The organism is Flavobacterium oreochromis, from assembly GCF_019565455.1.
GTDB lineage: Bacteria > Bacteroidota > Bacteroidia > Flavobacteriales > Flavobacteriaceae > Flavobacterium > Flavobacterium oreochromis.
In genome coordinates, this window is the sequence record NZ_CP067377.1 from 1875180 (window position 1) to 1892203 (window position 17024).

Annotated in this window: 14 protein-coding genes and 2 pseudogenes; 11 read left to right on the forward strand and 5 right to left on the reverse strand. The window is 29.6% G+C overall.

Annotated elements, in window-relative coordinates:
• Window positions 1-18: 18 nt before the first annotated feature.
• From JJC03_RS08865 to JJC03_RS08915, 11 genes and pseudogenes are all read left to right on the forward strand, one after another.
• The gene (locus JJC03_RS08865; protein ID WP_088444706.1) at window positions 19-1371 is read left to right on the forward strand and encodes a peptidylprolyl isomerase; all 1353 of its coding nucleotides are present in this window, start codon (window positions 19-21) and stop codon (window positions 1369-1371) included.
• Between the two features lie 411 nt (window positions 1372-1782).
• The gene (locus tag JJC03_RS08870; protein WP_088400841.1) at window positions 1783-2736 is read left to right on the forward strand and encodes an AAA family ATPase; all 954 of its coding nucleotides are present in this window, start codon (window positions 1783-1785) and stop codon (window positions 2734-2736) included.
• Window position 2737: 1 nt separating this feature from the next.
• Entirely contained in the window at window positions 2738-3421 is a 684-nt protein-coding gene (locus tag JJC03_RS08875) for a carboxylesterase family protein (protein WP_174647553.1), read from the forward strand.
• Between the two features lie 214 nt (window positions 3422-3635).
• A pseudogene (locus tag JJC03_RS08880) lies at window positions 3636-6400 on the forward strand (bifunctional aconitate hydratase 2/2-methylisocitrate dehydratase).
• A 750-nt stretch (window positions 6401-7150) separates the two neighbouring features.
• Window positions 7151-8341: a C40 family peptidase gene (locus JJC03_RS17755; protein WP_258930498.1), complete on the forward strand. Its 1191-nt coding sequence runs from the start codon at window positions 7151-7153 to the stop codon at window positions 8339-8341.
• Between the two features lie 26 nt (window positions 8342-8367).
• Complete coding sequence (locus JJC03_RS19145; RefSeq protein ID WP_258932603.1) at window positions 8368-8490, forward strand: hypothetical protein; 123 nt, start codon at window positions 8368-8370, stop codon at window positions 8488-8490.
• 250 nt (window positions 8491-8740) lie between these two features.
• Window positions 8741-9865 (forward strand): hypothetical protein, encoded by a 1125-nt coding sequence (locus JJC03_RS08900; protein ID WP_103714553.1) that lies wholly within the window; start codon window positions 8741-8743, stop codon window positions 9863-9865.
• Window positions 9862-10920 (forward strand): acyltransferase family protein, encoded by a 1059-nt coding sequence (locus JJC03_RS08905; protein ID WP_103714551.1) that lies wholly within the window; start codon window positions 9862-9864, stop codon window positions 10918-10920. The genes JJC03_RS08900 and JJC03_RS08905 overlap by 4 nt, the downstream gene beginning before the upstream one ends.
• Before the next feature lie 50 nt (window positions 10921-10970).
• The gene (locus tag JJC03_RS19150; protein WP_374226214.1) at window positions 10971-11075 is read left to right on the forward strand and encodes a lipoprotein; all 105 of its coding nucleotides are present in this window, start codon (window positions 10971-10973) and stop codon (window positions 11073-11075) included.
• Window positions 11076-11092: 17 nt separating this feature from the next.
• Window positions 11093-11461, forward strand: a pseudogene (locus JJC03_RS08910) (copper resistance protein NlpE N-terminal domain-containing protein); the annotation flags it as partial.
• A gap of 116 nt (window positions 11462-11577) precedes the next feature.
• Window positions 11578-12189 (forward strand): hypothetical protein, encoded by a 612-nt coding sequence (locus JJC03_RS08915; RefSeq protein WP_235873077.1) that lies wholly within the window; start codon window positions 11578-11580, stop codon window positions 12187-12189.
• 255 nt (window positions 12190-12444) lie between these two features.
• On the opposite strand, the gene JJC03_RS17765 is transcribed toward JJC03_RS08915, so the two are convergent.
• From JJC03_RS17765 to JJC03_RS08935, 5 genes are all read right to left on the reverse strand, one after another.
• Window positions 12445-12786: a GNAT family N-acetyltransferase gene (locus JJC03_RS17765; protein WP_309597796.1), complete on the reverse strand. Its 342-nt coding sequence runs from the start codon at window positions 12784-12786 to the stop codon at window positions 12445-12447.
• Window positions 12787-12817: 31 nt separating this feature from the next.
• Window positions 12818-12979: a GNAT family N-acetyltransferase gene (locus JJC03_RS17770; RefSeq protein WP_258930499.1), complete on the reverse strand. Its 162-nt coding sequence runs from the start codon at window positions 12977-12979 to the stop codon at window positions 12818-12820.
• A gap of 5 nt (window positions 12980-12984) precedes the next feature.
• Complete coding sequence (locus JJC03_RS08925) at window positions 12985-13836, reverse strand: alpha/beta hydrolase (RefSeq protein WP_088398545.1); 852 nt, start codon at window positions 13834-13836, stop codon at window positions 12985-12987.
• A 128-nt stretch (window positions 13837-13964) separates the two neighbouring features.
• Complete coding sequence (locus tag JJC03_RS08930) at window positions 13965-15410, reverse strand: glyceraldehyde-3-phosphate dehydrogenase (protein WP_235873079.1); 1446 nt, start codon at window positions 15408-15410, stop codon at window positions 13965-13967.
• A 127-nt stretch (window positions 15411-15537) separates the two neighbouring features.
• Window positions 15538-16923 (reverse strand): S1C family serine protease, encoded by a 1386-nt coding sequence (locus JJC03_RS08935; RefSeq protein ID WP_088398540.1) that lies wholly within the window; start codon window positions 16921-16923, stop codon window positions 15538-15540.
• Between the last annotated feature and the right edge of the window lie 101 nt (window positions 16924-17024).

The following is a 17024-nucleotide window of genomic DNA, read 5'->3' on the forward strand; positions in this document are numbered from 1 at the left end:
AATAATAAAGCAATAAAAATGAAATTAATTCAAAAAGTAAGTGTTTTTCTAACTTTATTCATAGCCGTTTTTTCGACTACTGCTCAAAAAACAAAAGTAGATGGTGTAGTTGGAGTAGTAGGAGACTACATAATTTTAGATTCTGATATTGATAAAACATATATTGAACTAAAACAGCAAGGAATTAATACAAAGGAAATTTCCCGTTGTCAGATGTTAGGTAAACTATTAGAAGATAAATTATATGCACATCAAGCTGTTCAAGATAGTATTGTAGTAACAGATTCAGAAGTAAATCAAAAATTAGAAGAACAGCTGGATTATGCAAAACAACAATTGGGGTCAATAGAAAAAGTAGTTGAATATTATAGAAAATCTAGTGAACAAGATTTAAGAACAGAATTATTTGATATCATAAAATCAAATAAATTGACAGCAGAAATGCAAAAAAAAATTGTAGATCGTGTGACCATTACACCTGAAGAAGTTCGGGATTTTTATAAAAAAATCCCAAAAGAAGAATTACCTGTTTTTGGTGCTGAGATGCAATTAGCGCAAATCGTAGTTAAACCTGAAATTACAAAAGAAGGAAAACAAGCCGTTATAGATCAACTAAAATCATTAAAAAAAGATGTTTTAGAAAACGGAGCTAGTTTCTTTACTAAAGCAGTTTTATATTCAGAAGATCCTGGTTCAAAAAACAATGGAGGGTATTATAAAATGAACCGTAAAACCCAATTTGTAAAAGAATTTAAAGACGTAGCCTTTGCTTTACAAGAAGGAGAAATATCAGAGCCTTTTGAAACAGAATTTGGATATCATATTATTCAATTAGAAAAAATAAAAGGACAAGATTTAGAATTACGTCATATCGTAATTGCTCCTAAAGCTTCTGATAAATCCGTAAAAGAAGCAAAAGAAAAAGCAGAAAAAATTAGAACACGTATCTTAAATAAAGAATTAACCTTTGCTCAAGCAGCTCGTCAGTTTTCAGATGAAAAAGAAACTAAAAATGATGGAGGTGTTTTAATAAATCCAAAAACACAAGATACTCGTTTTGAGTTGACAAAAATGGACCCTTCCATTTATGGAGTAGTCGCAAATTTAAAAGATGGTGAAATATCATATCCTATTACAGATGAAGATAGAACAGGTGCTAAGTTTTTTAAAATAATGACAGTAACAAATCGTTTTGAGGAACATACCGCTGATTATGCTAAAGATTATTTGCGTTTAAAAGAATTAGCATTAAAAGAAAAGCAATTAAAAGAAATTGCAAAATGGAGTACTGATAAGATAAAAGAAACACATATTAAAATTAATGGAGAATATCGTGATTGTAAATTCACCAATAATTGGTTGAAAAAATAATTATCTCAATAAGATGAAAAAAGAGGCTGTCAAAAAAAAATTGAACAGCCTCTTCTTTTGATAAAATATTTTGCTATTGAGTATAATTGTTTAAAGAAATAATGCTAATAGAATACATTTGATTTTTAGGACACGCTCTTTTACTTTTTAATATGTTGTAAGGTTAAATCAAATCCTAATTTAGAAATGTATAATATAAATATTCTTATCGTTATTATTCACTTCTGTAATTATAACAATTAAATTTGTTTTAAAAAGAAAAGTCTTTCTTTGTAAAATTTACTAGGTACTCTAATTTTTTAAATTAAAATAAAAGAGTTAGTTTTATACTTTTATATAACAAACCCTTTTTTATTTTAAATAAAAGTAACTAAAGTAAGTCTATTTCTTTAGGTCAAAAAAATAAAATATATGTCAGACGTAGCAGCTATAGAACGATTAGTTCAAAAACAAAAAGAATTAAAAGCTGAAATTGCAAAAATTATAGTAGGTCAAGAAGAAGTAATTAATCAAATTGTATTAAGTATTTTTTCAGGAGGTCACGCATTATTAGTAGGTGTGCCAGGATTGGCTAAAACTTTGATGGTAAATACTATTTCGCAAGCTTTAGGATTAGATTTTAAACGTATTCAGTTTACACCTGATTTAATGCCTTCAGATATATTAGGAAGTGAAATTTTAGATGAATCTAGGAATTTTAAATTTATAAAAGGCCCTATTTTTTCCAATATAATTTTGGCAGATGAGATTAATCGTACACCTCCTAAAACACAGGCCGCTTTATTAGAAGCTATGCAAGAAAAATCAGTTACGGTTGCAGGTCATCATTATAAATTAGACCTTCCTTTCTTTGTGTTAGCAACTCAAAATCCTATAGAGCAAGAAGGGACTTACCCCTTGCCAGAAGCACAATTAGACCGTTTTATGTTTGCTATTAAATTAAACTATCCAACCTTTGCAGAGGAAGTTTTAGTTGTAAAAAGTACTACTTCCGATTTTAAAGTAAATATAAATTCATTATTTACACCAAACGAAATAATTGAATTCCAGCATTTGATTCGTAGAATTCCAGTTACAGATCATCTAATAGAATATGCTGTAACCTTAGTTTCTAAGACACGACCAGATAATTCCTTAGCTCCTGATTTAGTTAAAAATTACATTGATTGGGGAGCAGGACCACGTGCTTCACAAAATTTAATTTTAGCAGCTAAATCACATGCCGCTTTGAATGGTAAATATAGTCCTGATATAGAGGATGTTCAAGCAGTAGCAACTGGTATTCTTCGTCATCGTATAGTAAAAAATTATAAAGCAGATGCAGAAGGAATTACCGAAGAAAGTATTATTCAAAAATTATTTTAATATGAGATGGATAGGGATAATTATAGCTCTGTTTTTTTTATCTTTTCAAGAAAAACCTAAAAAAATTGAAGCCGTTAAAGGAAAAACATCCTATCCTTTTTGGGTACAAGCACCCAAAGAAGGAGAAAAACTACCTTTGTTGCTTTTCTTACATGGTAAAAGCCTTTCCGGAACTGATTTGAATCGAGTAAAAAGATACGGTGTTCTAAGAGCTATAGAGAGAGGTAGAAAAGTAGATGCAGTAGTTATGGCACCACAATTAGCTAAAGGAGCTTGGAATCCTGATAAAGTATTAGAACTAATTCAATATGCAAAAGAAAATTATCCAGTAGATGCCAGTAGAATATATGTTTGTGGAATGAGTTTAGGAGGGTATGGAACTTTGCATTTTGCAGGAAAATATCCTAATGAATTAACTGCAGCTGTTGCTATATGTGGAGGAGGTAATATTACAGATAGTTTTAATTTGGCCCAACTTCCTTTGTGGATTATTCATGGAGCAAAAGATTTTATAGTACCACTAAGAGAGTCCTCAAAAGTTTATGAAGCTATTAAAAAATGTATGCCCGAAGCAGATGCTACTTTTACTATAGAACCTAATGGAAATCACGGAAGTGTAGAACGTTATTTTCATAAAGATGTATTTTATGATTGGTTATTTAAATACATAAAAGACAAAAAATAAATAAAATCATATTTTAGAATAAAAGAACAGGTGGTATTTCGTTAAAATACCACCTGTTTTTTTTTGTTTATTTTTAAATATAAAGTGTTGATTTTGATATTTTGGTAAAAAATAATAAGTGATTGCGATATTTGTTTGAAAAATTTTTAAGCAATCTGAACATTTTGTAAATTTGAACAACAAAAATGATAACCTTATATTTATAGTATTAGATATGGAATTGTATAAAGAATACCTTAAAGAAATAGAGGAGCGAAAAGATCAAGGATTACATCCAAAACCGATTGATAGTGCTGAATTATCAAATGAGATTGTCGCTCAAATTAAAGATGTGAATAATAAAGATAGAGAAAACTCTCTGAAATTCTTTATTTACAATACCTTACCAGGAACAACTCCTGCAGCAAAAGTAAAAGCTCAGTTTTTAAAAGAAATAATTCAAGGTGAACAAATAGTTGCAGAAATTACGCCAGCTTTTGCTTTTGAATTATTATCTCATATGAAAGGAGGTCCTTCTATTGAAGTACTATTAGATCTAGCTTTAGGAAATGATTTAGAAATAGCTAAGCAAGCAGCAGAAGTATTAAAAACACAAGTTTTCTTATATGATGCAGATATGGAGCGCTTGAAAATAGCTTTTGAAGCAGGTAATACAATAGCTAAAGATGTATTAGAAAGTTATGCTAAAGCTGAATTTTTTACAAAATTACCTGAAGTAGCAGAAGAAATAAAAGTAGTTACTTTTGTAGCAGGTATGGGAGATATCTCAACAGATTTGCTTTCTCCAGGTAATCAAGCACACTCACGTTCAGATAGAGAATTACACGGTAAATGTATGATCTCTCCTAAAGCGCAAGAAGAAATAGAAGATCTAAAAACACTACATCCTGATAAAAGCGTTATGTTAGTTGCAGAAAAAGGAACTATGGGAGTAGGTTCTTCCCGTATGTCTGGGGTAAACAACGTAGCATTATGGACAGGAAAACAAGCTAGCCCTTACGTGCCATTTGTTAATTTTGCACCAATTGTAGGAGGAACTAATGGTATTTCTCCTATTTTCTTGACAACTGTAGACGTTACAGGAGGTATCGGTATAGATTTAAAAAACTGGATTAAAAAAACAGCTGCTAATGGAGAATTAGTTCGTGATGAAAATGGAGAACCTGTTTTAGAACAGGTATATTCAGTTGAAACAGGGACCGTTTTAACAATTAATACAAAAACAAAAAAATTATATAACGGCGATCAAGAGTTAATTGATTTGTCAAAATCATTCACTCCCCAAAAAATGGAATTTATCAAAGCAGGAGGTTCATACGCTATTGTTTTTGGTAAAAAATTACAAACATTTGCAGCTAAAACATTAGGAATAACAGCACCTGTAGTTTTTGCTCCTTCAAAAGAAGTTTCTATAGATGGTCAAGGATTGACAGCAGTAGAAAAAATATTTAATAGAAATGCAGTTGGTAATACACCTGGTAAAGTATTACATGCCGGTTCAGATGTTCGTGTAACAGTTAATATTGTAGGGTCTCAAGATACTACAGGTTTAATGACAGCTCAGGAACTAGAATCTATGGCAGCTACAGTAATTTCTCCAATTGTAGATGGAGCTTATCAATCAGGTTGCCACACTGCTTCAGTTTGGGATAAAAAAGCACAAACCAATATTCCTAAGTTAATGAAATTTATGAATGACTTTGGATTGATTACAGCTCGTGATCCTAAAGGAATTTATCATTCTATGACAGATGTTATCCATAAAGTATTAAATGATATTACTGTTGATGATAGGGCTATTATCATAGGAGGAGACTCTCATACTCGTATGTCTAAAGGAGTCGCTTTTGGAGCTGACTCAGGTACAGTAGCTTTAGCTTTAGCAACAGGGGAAGCTTCTATGCCAATTCCAGAGTCTGTAAAAGTAACTTTTAAAGGTGATATGGCTAACTATATGGATTTTCGCGATGTAGTACATGCTACTCAAGCGCAAATGTTACACCAGTTTGGCGGTGAAAACGTATTCCAAGGTAGAATTATTGAAGTACATATTGGAACCTTAACAGCTGATCAAGCTTTTACATTTACAGATTGGACTGCAGAAATGAAAGCGAAAGCTTCTATCTGTATTTCCGAAGATGAAACACTAATAGAATCATTAGAAATTGCTAAGTCTAGAATCCAAATCATGATTGATAAAGGAATGGACAACAAAAACAAAGTATTACAAGGTCTAATTGAAAAAGCAAATAAACGTATTACAGAAATTCGCTCAGGAGAAATACCTGCATTAAGACCAGATGCTAACGCTAAATATTATGCTGAAGTTGTAGTAGATTTAGATGTGGTAAACGAACCAATGATTGCAGATCCTGATGTAAATAATAAAGATGTCTCTAAACGTTATACACACGATACAATCCGTCCATTATCATTTTATGGAGGAACTAAAAAAGTAGATCTAGGATTTATTGGATCTTGTATGGTACACAAAGGGGATATGAAAATATTAGCTCAGATGCTTAAAAATGTAGAAAAACAATACGGTAAAGTTGAGTTTAAAGCTCCCTTAGTAGTAGCACCACCAACATACAACATTGTAGATGAATTAAAAGCAGAAGGAGACTGGGAAGTGTTACAAAAATACTCTGGTTTTGAGTTTGATGATAATAATCCTAAATCAGTTGCACGTACAGAATATGAAAACATGTTATATTTAGAACGTCCTGGTTGTAACTTATGTATGGGGAACCAAGAAAAAGCAGCTAAAGGGGATACCGTTATGGCTACATCTACCCGTTTGTTTCAAGGACGTGTAGTAGAAGATACGGATACTAAAAAGGAGAATCATTATTATCTTCAACACCAGTAGTTATCCTTTCTACTCTATTAGGAAGAACACCTACAATAGAAGAATATAAACAAGCAGTAGATGGAATTAATTTAACCAAGTTTGCTCCATCTCATAAATTATTATAAGAATAAATAATATTAATACTGTTAATTATAGAGGTTGTCTAATAAAAAAAAATTTGGACAGCCTCTTTTTTTTGATAAAATATAGTATCTACCCGAAAAGTTATCGAATAAGCGATTTTCATAGAATATCTTTGAATTACTCTCTTTATTTTTTGATTTATAAAATTTTAATGAAAAATGCTGCAATAAGAAATCATAAAGAAAGGAAGCTGAACTAGGTTATTTAAATATATAAATTAAGCTGACACATCAAAAAAAACTTTAGATGTAATGAGTAGTAAAATATTATGAATTTTAAATCTCTGTCAATCCAAAAAAGACCAATTATATTTATAGTTCTTAGTAAAAAAAATAACTATCTTCAATACATAATCGTTTTATTATTAAGGATAAAAAGAATAATAATTCATGAAAAGGAAACTACTCTATAGGTATCCTAAACCTCAAGTAACGAATTTAGTTTTTTGCTATTTTAGGAATATTGACAAACAACTAATTTTAAAATCAAAAAACACACTCATTTCTTAATTTATCACTAAACAATAAAGATTTATATAACAGTGGAAGAATTCTATAAAATATCCTTCAAATTATGATTTATCTTGAAGGTTATTCTAAATTCAATAACTAAATTAGATAGCTTTAGTTTTTAAAAAAGTGTTAAATTTTAAGAATAGACCCACTTTTATTATGTAACTTGCGAAACGAATAAAAAGAGGGGCAACCTCTTAATATACTTAAATTTTAATAATGAATTTTCAGAAAAAAGTAATATATAGTTTTTTGTGGTTCTCAATCAGTGTTTTTGGACAAGAAAAACTAAAGCATAAGGTCGTGAGCGGTGAGTCAGTTTATAGTATTGCTCAAAAATACAATGTTAAGCAAAGTGAAATCATAGAGCTAAATCCAAAGGCAAAAAAAACATTACAACTCAATATGATTTTAGAAATACCAACTTCTAAAATTAAAAATAAAGAATCTGAAGTTGTATTGGTAGAACATGAAGTATTGACTAAAGAAACATTGTATAGTCTTTCTAAAAAATACAATACTACTATAGAAAAAATAAAAGAACTGAATCCTAATATTGAATCCCAAGGTCTAAAAATAGGAGAACATATAAAGATTTCAACCCAACAAAACATAGAGGGTTTAAATGCAAAAGCTGAAAAACCAAAGAAAAAGAAAAAAGAAGAAATAGTTATTTCAGAACAGCAACCAATCATTTCTCCAGATTTAAATAATACAGTAGAATTAATTCATGAAGTGCAAATTAAAGAAACAAAATACGGTATTTCAAGAAAGTATGGGATTTCAATTACAGAATTAGAAGCACTAAATCCTCATATTAAAAATAGTTTAGGAATAGGAGATAAGCTGGTTATAAAGGCAAAAATAATACCTGAAAATACACCTCTTGTAGGCATAGAATCAAAGATGCCAAATTCAACAAAAGAAATTTTATTAGCACAAGATAAAAAAGATCAAGAGAAAGATAATCAAAAAGAAGAAAAGGATGTTCAATTAATAAAGCAACCTCAAAAAATAATCCCTGTTCCGTCTAAGAGTGGGCAAATTAAAATTGTAGAAATAAAACCTCAAATTGAAGAAGAAAATACAGATGAACTAATTATTGAATCGGAAGCAGTACAGCCAGAAATGCCTATTACAGTAGTAGCTCCTTTGTCAGAGGAAAATATGTCTAAGGCAGAATTTTTAATAACTAAAGCATCTGAAAATATAGGAGCGCGATATCGTAGTGGTTCTACAGGAAATGGCGGTTTTGATTGTTCTGGTTTAATGTTTGCAACCTTTAAAAATATAGAAATGACTTTGCCTCGATCGTCAAGAGAAATGGCGCAAAGAGCAGGTGTTCGTATTGATAGAAATCAAGCACAAAAAGGTGATTTAATCTTTTTGCTACAAGAGGTAGAGGAGTAGGACATGTAGGAATGGTTACAGAAGTTATGGATGATGAAATTAAATTTATTCACTCTTCAACTAGCCAAGGAGTAATTATATCATCTACTAAAGAGCCTTATTACGCTAAAAGATTCGTTCAAATTAATCGCGTCTTGCTTGATGAATAGTAATAAAAAACAAAAACTATTCAAAGTTTAATCTAAAAATTATATACTATTATTGTTTGTACTTGACTAGTGAAGTTTAGTACAAACTCTTCTATTATAGTATACTACCATTCTTTTAATTGTTGTAGACTATTGGTTAAATCAATTTTATTTATAAGACTATTCTGTATTATTTGTTAAAAAGGTTTGATCTTATAAAGAATGATTATAAATTAGCTATTAATAATTTTTAAATACATACATCTACCCTATGAGATTAATTCTACTATTATTTATAAGTGTTAATTATTTAAATGCACAAAATCTAAAAATTGATAATACTTTTAGTAAGCTACAAAACTTTGTGAAAAATCATAAAGTTAAATCAGTAAATAAAGAATCATTCATTTTTTTGACTGATGCACTATCATTAAGTAAGGATGTTTATCTAGAAAATAATAGTGCTGATTTTCCTAAATTTACAAATTGGATAGGAGAAAATCGTAAAGTTGGAGGCGATAATCCTTCTACAAATTACTATTCAGCATTTATTTCAAGTAAAAATGATTATGTGATAAAAGGAAATCTAGGTAATGCAATTTATGTAGGAGTACAAGTATATAAGCAAGAAGAAGGTTATAACTTACTTTCAGAGAGTATTTCTTCCGAAACAATCGAAATTAATGCAAACGGAGATTATGAAATTAACCTGTCTAAAAATATTGAGACTAAAAAAAATGGACTCAAAATAAGTGAAGATGATTATATTATCATACTAAGAGAGTATTACTCAAATTATACTAAGAGATTACAGGAGACTAAAAAAATACCTGTTATAGAAAGAATTAATCCTAACCTATCCAAACAAGGAATAAATAATAATACGAATCTGAATACTAATAATTCGTTTATTCAATTTTTTGAAGGATTAGTTGTAAATTCAATAGATTTAACGAATTCACTTAGTGTAGCACCTAATACCTCTAAGCAGGAAGTTAAACTAAATCCTAAAAATTCTAACGCCTTATTTCCTTCCAAGGATATATTTTATGAAGGAATTTATATCAAATTAAAAGATGATGAAGCATTAGAAATTACAGTTAAAAACCAACCTGTTTCAGATTATTTTTCTTGGACTTTTTATTCTCCTCTTTATACAACTCCAGATTACAGTACTTATAAAGTACAATTAGTAAAAGAAGATCTCTTGACAGATGTAAATAATAGTTATAAATTTTATGTTGCTAACAAAAAGTTAAATATTGTTAATTCTATCCAAATGGGGCAATATAATACAGGAGTACTAAGTTTTAGATTCTTAAAAAATAAGAAAGACTATAAAATAGATAGTTTGGATTATGAAATTAAATTAATCAAATTAAAAGACATCAAATGAAAAGATTAAAATTTATCGATTTAGCGAAAGCACTCGCTGCAGTGTTTATGGTTTGTGTACATGTACTCAATACCCATACTGTATTAGCTGTAGACAAAGGTACTTATTTTGGGAAAATAATTAACCTATTAGGAGAAGCTCCAGCAGCCCCTGTTTTTATGTTTAGCATGGGACTTGCTTTTACCTATTCAAAGAATTTTGAATTTGCATCCAGAGCTAAAAGAAGTTTATCTATCTTTCTTAAAGGATATAAATTAAATTTTTTTAGATTACTTGTGCCAGCTATTTTTTTTGGTATTACTTCCTTATTTATAACGACAAAAACCGTTGAAAATATTTCAGAAGAAGGGAATGTAGTGGAAACGTTAGTGAAGAACTTTTTAGTAATAGATATATTACAATTTGCAGGATTATCATATTTAGTAATGAGTTTATTAAGTAAATATAAGGTACCTGTTAAATATATAGCCGTTTTAATACTTGTTATAGGAGGTTTTTCAACTTATGTATGGGGAATTCAAACAGGAAATTCAGTTGTAGATAGAGTACTTGATTTATTTTGGGGAGATAAAGGAGATGCTGTATCCTTTCCATTGTTACCATGGCTAGTATATCCTTTAGCAGGTTATGTAATGGGAGATTATTTATTACATAAAGAGGATAAAGAAGTTTTAATGAAAAGTTTTTATCTAGGAGTTTTTCTTTTCATCATAGGGGGAGCAATTACTTATACAAATCCAAAATATCATTTAGGAGACTATTGGCATACCAGAATTGGAGGAATTATGTTGTACATAGGATTTGTACTTATATGGATGAAAATTTGTGATATTATAATGAAATATGCGTCTGAAAAAGTATATCAACCCATAGCATTTTTAAGTAGAAATCTTACTAATTTTTATGCTATCCAATGGATTGTAATAGTAGGACTAATTCCTTTTATAGGGCAGAAGGAATGTGATTTATATCAAACAATTCTCTTGATGGGCTTTGTTTTTGTCTTTACTTACTGGGTCACGATCATTATGGAAAGAAAAAAAATAAACTTTTAGAATTTTGGATTGATTATTGATAATAGACAAACTAAAAAATAATATTAAATATGAAAAAAGGACTTTTTGTTTTTTCAGTATTATTAACTCTGGCTTCTTGTAACGACAAGAAAAAGATCAAAATTCTGAAAACAGTCAAGAGAATAATTTCCTAGGTGTTTATAAAGGAACCCTTCCTTGTGCGGATTGTTCAGGAATAGAAGTGGAATTAGTTTTAAATTCTAATAAAACTTTTCTTTATAATAATTTGTATCTGAGTCAAGATAATCATGCGTATAAAGACAAAGGAACTTATACAATTAATAATGACACACTTATTTTACAAAAAGGAAAAGAACAAACTCATTTCTTAATTGGTCAAGATAAGTTAACCTTGTTGGATCTTAATAAGAAGTTGATTAAAGGTAATTTTGCTTCTTATTATATTCTTAATAAACAAAAAAAATATGACTACGCAGGGAGATATGATATCTTCTATAATTCAAATGAAAATTACAAACAAACTGTTTCAATTTCGCCAGAAAAAATCAGTATAAATTAGTTTTTTCGGCATCTAAAATAAAAAATAAAGAAAACTGCTCTTTTACGGGATATGGAGAAGTTAAAAATGATACTCTTTGGGTAAATATTTCTAATGATTCAAAACAAAAAGTTTGGATGTATGTAGTACCATCGCATGATAATTTAGGAATTGAAGTATTTACTCCTAAATATGAAGATCGTTTTAAAATGATGTATTATTGCGGAGGCGGCGGTTCTTTAGCAGGAAAATATTTTAAAAGTATCATAAAAGCGGGATCTATAGGTGATTTAAACGCATCAACAAGTATTGAAGACGTTTTAAAATTAATTCCATCTGCTCAAATAACTAAGAAAAAAGGAGAGGGAGAATTTGTTGATGAAGTATATGATGATTATGAAATTGAAACTCAAAATAAAGAGAAACTATTTACCATTACTCCTCCTTTAAATAATGGGAATTTAAAAGAAAAAATAAATAGAGTGTTAATAGAAAGTCCGATCTTTAAAACAGATAAAGGAATTAATAAACAATCTACTTTTGAAGATTTAAGGAAAGCATATAAAATTAGTCGCATAGAACCAATAGAAGACGGAATTGTTGTTCATGTTGATGAAATCAAAGCAAGTTTCTCTATTTCAAAAAAATCACTAAAAACAGGTTGGTGGAATGAGAAAACAAAAACAGTAGATGAAACTAAAATTGCATTAGATAGCCATTTTGAAAATTTTATCTTATGGTGGAATTAAAAAATTAACCCTTTAAAAATTATTAAAGATACCTGCTAGTTTATCTTTTTGATGTTTAAAAAAAGTTATTATAATCAATACTTGGTTCCTTTTTGTTTGCTTTTTTTAAAGCCGTAAAAAGTTTAAAGAATAAAAAAGTAAAATTTATAGAATTTTATAATAAAAAAATAAAGGGTGTGTATTAACTGGCATTTATATTTCATTAAATGATGTTTTATAAATGCCAGTTTTTTTATTTAAAAAATCATTCCTGAATTAAAAATCATTTTTTAACCAGCTTAATTTTTCAATTATATATTCAAAATTTAGAGTGTCTGGTTTATTATCGTAAGAAACAGAAAATTCTCTATTTTTAATAGCACCTATTGCTTCAATTGCTTTTTGAGAACGAAAATTAAATGCTCCTACTGTAAAATATACTTTATCTAAATAATCAAAAGCATAATCTAACATTAATTTTTTAATCTGAGGATTATATCCTGATCCCCAATATACTCTACTTAAAAAAGTATAGCCAATAAGTACACTTTTATTCTTATCCTCAAGATTATAAAAACGAGAGCTTCCTATGATCTTATTTTGTTTTTTATCAATTATTTTAAACGCTCCTTTAGAATTAAGTGCCTCTTTAAAAAAAAAGCTTAAATATTTCTATTTTATAACGATTACTCTGCGGATGTTGTTCCCAAATTAAAGGGTCAGATGCAATAAAATATAAGGCATCAAAATCCTCTTCTTCTAAGGGTAATAATAGGATTGTATCGTTTTCTAATTGTGGTTGTAAATTCATTTTAATTATTCTTTCTTAGGATATAATAATTTAAAAGCATTAAATGCAGCAGGATGTGTTACAGTAGCGTGATCTTCTTCAGGTAAATAGTCAAAAATAACTTTTACAGTTTTAGATTTTCCATATTTAATTTTGTCAAAAAGAATATTAGCATCTACTTCCATCACATGATTATCAAATATAGGGCTTAAACCTTCTTTGCCTACACCTATATAAATAGATTTACCTTGTTGAAAGTTTTCATTTAATATTTCAGGATTTTGTTTTAATAACTCTCCATCGTTCCACCATAGACTAGGACTAATGATGATATATTTGTCAAATAAGTATGGTTTTTTAAATAAAATTTCAGTTGCTAAGAGACCTCCTAATGATTGACCTATAATAGTTTTTTCGTTTGTTGTTTTATAGTTTTTATTTAAAAAAGGTTGTAATTCATTTTCTATAAATGCCATGAATTTTTCAGATCCGCCAGAAGTAGGATAACGATCTCGAATCACTTGTTGGTTAGGAGTAGATGTGAAATCTCTTTTACGATCTTTATTAGCAATGCCTACTACAATAGATTTAGGGATTCGTTCAATCCAAGGGAATGTAAAGTATTGTACTAAACCTGCAATATGAATAAAATCTTCGTCAGCACTACCGTCTAAAACATAAATTACAGGATAACTTTCTTGGTTGTTGTATCCTTGTGGGAGGTAGATATTAAGTATCCTTTTTTCATTTAAAATATTAGACGTGATTTCTTCAACTATACCTAAATTAAAAGTTTTAGGAGTTGCAGTAGAAGTGTTTTTTTGAGCTTGTGTTATCAAGCTGTAAAAGAAAAAGCCTAGGCATAATAATTTTTTCATTTTCATTTTTTGATTGATTAGACACTCAAATTTAATATTTTAAAATGATAATAATTCAGCCATATGGCATTAAAAAAGCCATTTCTTTAAAAAGAAACGGCTTTTGTATACTTTGATTTGTTTGTCTATTAATAGTATGTATAACGTCTTACTTTAGCAATATATTTTGCTAAACGAATTACTTGATGGCTGTAACCATATTCATTGTCATACCATACGTACATTACTACGTTTTTACCATCAGCTGAAACAATAGTAGCATTGCTATCAAAAATAGATGGAGCTGATGTACCTACAATATCTGATGAAACTAATTCGTTATTTAATTCGTATTTGATTTGCTCAACTAGTTTACCTTCTAAAGCATATTTTTTCATAATACCATTTAATTCTTCACGATTAGTAGTTTTGCCTACTTCAAGGTTTAATACTACTAATGAACCATTTGGAACAGGTACTCGAATAGCATTTGAAGTTAATTTTCCTGCTAAACTTGGTAATGCTTTAGCTACAGCGCTTCCTGCTCCTGTTTCTGTAATTACCATGTTTAAAGCAGCTGAACGACCACGACGGTATTTTTTATGCATATTATCTACCAAGTTTTGGTCGTTTGTATACGCGTGGATGGTTTCAATATGACCTTTTTCTACTCCTAAAGTTTCTTCAATAGCAGCTAATACAGGAGTAATAGCATTTGTAGTACAAGAAGCGGCAGACCAAATTTTAACTTCATCTGGGTTGTATGCTTCGTGGTTTACACCATGAACAATATTTGGTACACCTTTTCCTGGAGCTGTTAATAATACTTTTTCAACTCCAACAGAAGTTAAATGACGGCTTAGAGCTTCTTCAGTTGTAAAAGCACCCGTGTTATCAATTACTAAAGCATCTTGAATTCCGTATTTTGTATAATCAATTTCCTCAGGAGAATTAGCAGTAATAATATGTACAGGAGCACCATTAATGATTAGAGTACTATTATTAGCATCTGCTTCCACAGAACCTTGGAAATCACCATGTACAGAATCGTAACGTAATAAAGAAGCGCGTTTTTCTAATAAAACAGCATCATTTTTATCGCGAGTTACAATAGCACGTAAACGTAATTGCTGTCCTTTTCCAACTTTAGAGGAAAGTTCACGAGCTAATAAACGTCCAATACGACCAAATCCATAAAGAACCACATCTTTAGGTTTGATTTCATCTGAAGCTTTAGCATCTTTTAATTTGTCTACTACGAAGTCAGTAGCATCATTATACTTATTGTCTTCTAAGTGAAATTCATACGTTAATTTACCAATATCTAATCGTGAAGGGGGTAAATCTAATGCTTGGATAGCTCTTAAGATTTCTACAGAGTCAAAAATATTAATCGGTTTTTGTACAAACTCGCCCGCATAATCATGTAAATTCATAATTTCACTTACATTGCGATCTAGTAACTGGTTTCTAAATAAAACCATTTCGATTGATTTATCATACCATAAATCACTTACGATTTTGATAAATTCAACCGCTGCTTTTCTTCTGTCAGCTTGAAATGCTAACTCTTTTTCATAAGTTGTATTGCTCATTTCTTTTTATAAAAATTAGACCTTGCAAAAGTATTTATTTAAAATCTTTTGTTAAACTTTTTTAAACTTTTTTAATAAAAAAACCAACGGTTGAGCGTTGGTTTTCAATAGTTAATAGCGAAGTATATTATAGAAGGAAACGTAATAACTCGCCTGAGTTTGTTAACATTTCAATTTGTGTTTTTTGCGTTTCTCCTTTTTTTGCTATTACGCGTGTAACAGTTTCTATATCGGTAGCTTTTATATTATCTACTTTTAGTATAATTCCTCCTTTTAGTTGTTCTGCATAATCCGTTAATTCTTCATTTGAGACTTCTTTTATTTTTACACCATAGCTTAATCGAAAACGTTTTTTATCATTTGTATCTAAATCTTCTAATTCTAAGCCTTTTAAATCGTAATTTACAAGTTCCTTTTTAACTAATTTTACTACAGTACTACTTAATTTACCATCTCTTATAAAACTTACTTTAACTTCCTCATTTGGTCGTTTTGTGTTGATGTATGCTGTTAAATCAGCAAAGGTGTTAATCGTTTTTTCATCTAATTTTTTAATTACATCACCTGATTTAATACCTGCTTTTTCCGCTCCAGTTCCTTTTGAAACTTTAGCAACATATACTCCTGTAGTTTCTTTAGTGCTAATTTCTTTAGCTGCTGTTGTATTAAGTTCTCTACCTTCTATACCTAAAACGGCTCTTTGTACATTACCATACTCCATTAAATCTTCCACAATTTTACGGGCTAAGTTAGATGGTACAGCAAAAGAATAACCTGTATAGCTTCCTGTTGGAGATGAAATCATAGTGTTTATACCTATTAGTTCGCCTCTTGTGTTTACTAATGCACCCCCACTGTTTCCAGGATTTACAGCAGCATCTGTTTGGATAAAAGATTGAATACCTTGATTGCTTAAATCACGAGCTTTAGCTGATACAATTCCAGCAGTAACTGTAGATGTTAGGTTATAAGGATTTCCAACGGCTAAAACCCATTCGCCAACTTTTATTTGTTCTGAGTTTCCAAAAGTAGCTGCTGGTAAATCTGTTTCGGCTTCAATTTTTAATAAAGCAATATCCATTTTGCTATCGGTTCCAACTAGTTTTGCTTTATATGTTTTGTTATTATTTAGAGTAACTTCTAGTTCTGTAGCATTTTGAATTACGTGGTTGTTAGTTACGATATATCCGTCTTTACTAATAATTACTCCAGACCCTGTTCCCACTTGTGTTTGTTGTTGTCCTCCTCTATGTCCGTAGAAAAACTCCATAAAAGGATCAGATGGTACGTTATAGACTGTTTTATTTTTTACGTGTACAACGGTATGAACTGCTTTTTCAGCAGCTGACGTAAAATCTATATTCTCAGCACCGATACTTACTGCACGCATGTAATTAGGAGCAATAGATAATGAAGAGGTTGCAGAAGTGTTTTCAAAAAACAATTTGTAACCTCCTAAAGTGGTTGCTCCACTTAGTATTGAAATTAAAAATAAACTACTTAATTTTCTCATGGCTTCCTCTTTTTCTTGTTTTTATTTAAACGTAAAAATATAATTTTCTTATTTCAGTTTTTTAGCTTTAACGCTCGTTTAACAATCTTTAACTTCCTATT

Bases quoted from the DNA above. Each gene is read 5' to 3' on its own strand.
- JJC03_RS19150 (WP_374226214.1), top strand. From the start codon at position 10,971: ATGAAAAAAGGACTTTTTGTTTTTTCAGTATTATTAACTCTGGCTTCT.
- JJC03_RS08935 (WP_088398540.1), bottom strand. From the start codon at position 16,923: ATGAGAAAATTAAGTAGTTTATTTTTAATTTCAATACTAAGTGGAGCA.
- JJC03_RS08875 (WP_174647553.1), top strand. From the start codon at position 2,738: ATGAGATGGATAGGGATAATTATAGCTCTGTTTTTTTTATCTTTTCAA.
- JJC03_RS08905 (WP_103714551.1), top strand. From the start codon at position 9,862: ATGAAAAGATTAAAATTTATCGATTTAGCGAAAGCACTCGCTGCAGTG.
- JJC03_RS17770 (WP_258930499.1), bottom strand. From the start codon at position 12,979: ATGAATTTACAACCACAATTAGAAAACGATACAATCCTATTATTACCC.
- JJC03_RS08900 (WP_103714553.1), top strand. From the start codon at position 8,741: ATGAGATTAATTCTACTATTATTTATAAGTGTTAATTATTTAAATGCA.
- JJC03_RS08870 (WP_088400841.1), top strand. From the start codon at position 1,783: ATGTCAGACGTAGCAGCTATAGAACGATTAGTTCAAAAACAAAAAGAA.
- JJC03_RS08865 (WP_088444706.1), top strand. From the start codon at position 19: ATGAAATTAATTCAAAAAGTAAGTGTTTTTCTAACTTTATTCATAGCC.
- JJC03_RS08915 (WP_235873077.1), top strand. From the start codon at position 11,578: ATGTATGTAGTACCATCGCATGATAATTTAGGAATTGAAGTATTTACT.
- JJC03_RS19145 (WP_258932603.1), top strand. From the start codon at position 8,368: ATGGATGATGAAATTAAATTTATTCACTCTTCAACTAGCCAAGGAGTA.
- JJC03_RS17755 (WP_258930498.1), top strand. From the start codon at position 7,151: ATGAATTTTCAGAAAAAAGTAATATATAGTTTTTTGTGGTTCTCAATC.
- JJC03_RS08930 (WP_235873079.1), bottom strand. From the start codon at position 15,410: ATGAGCAATACAACTTATGAAAAAGAGTTAGCATTTCAAGCTGACAGA.
- JJC03_RS08925 (WP_088398545.1), bottom strand. From the start codon at position 13,836: ATGAAAAAATTATTATGCCTAGGCTTTTTCTTTTACAGCTTGATAACA.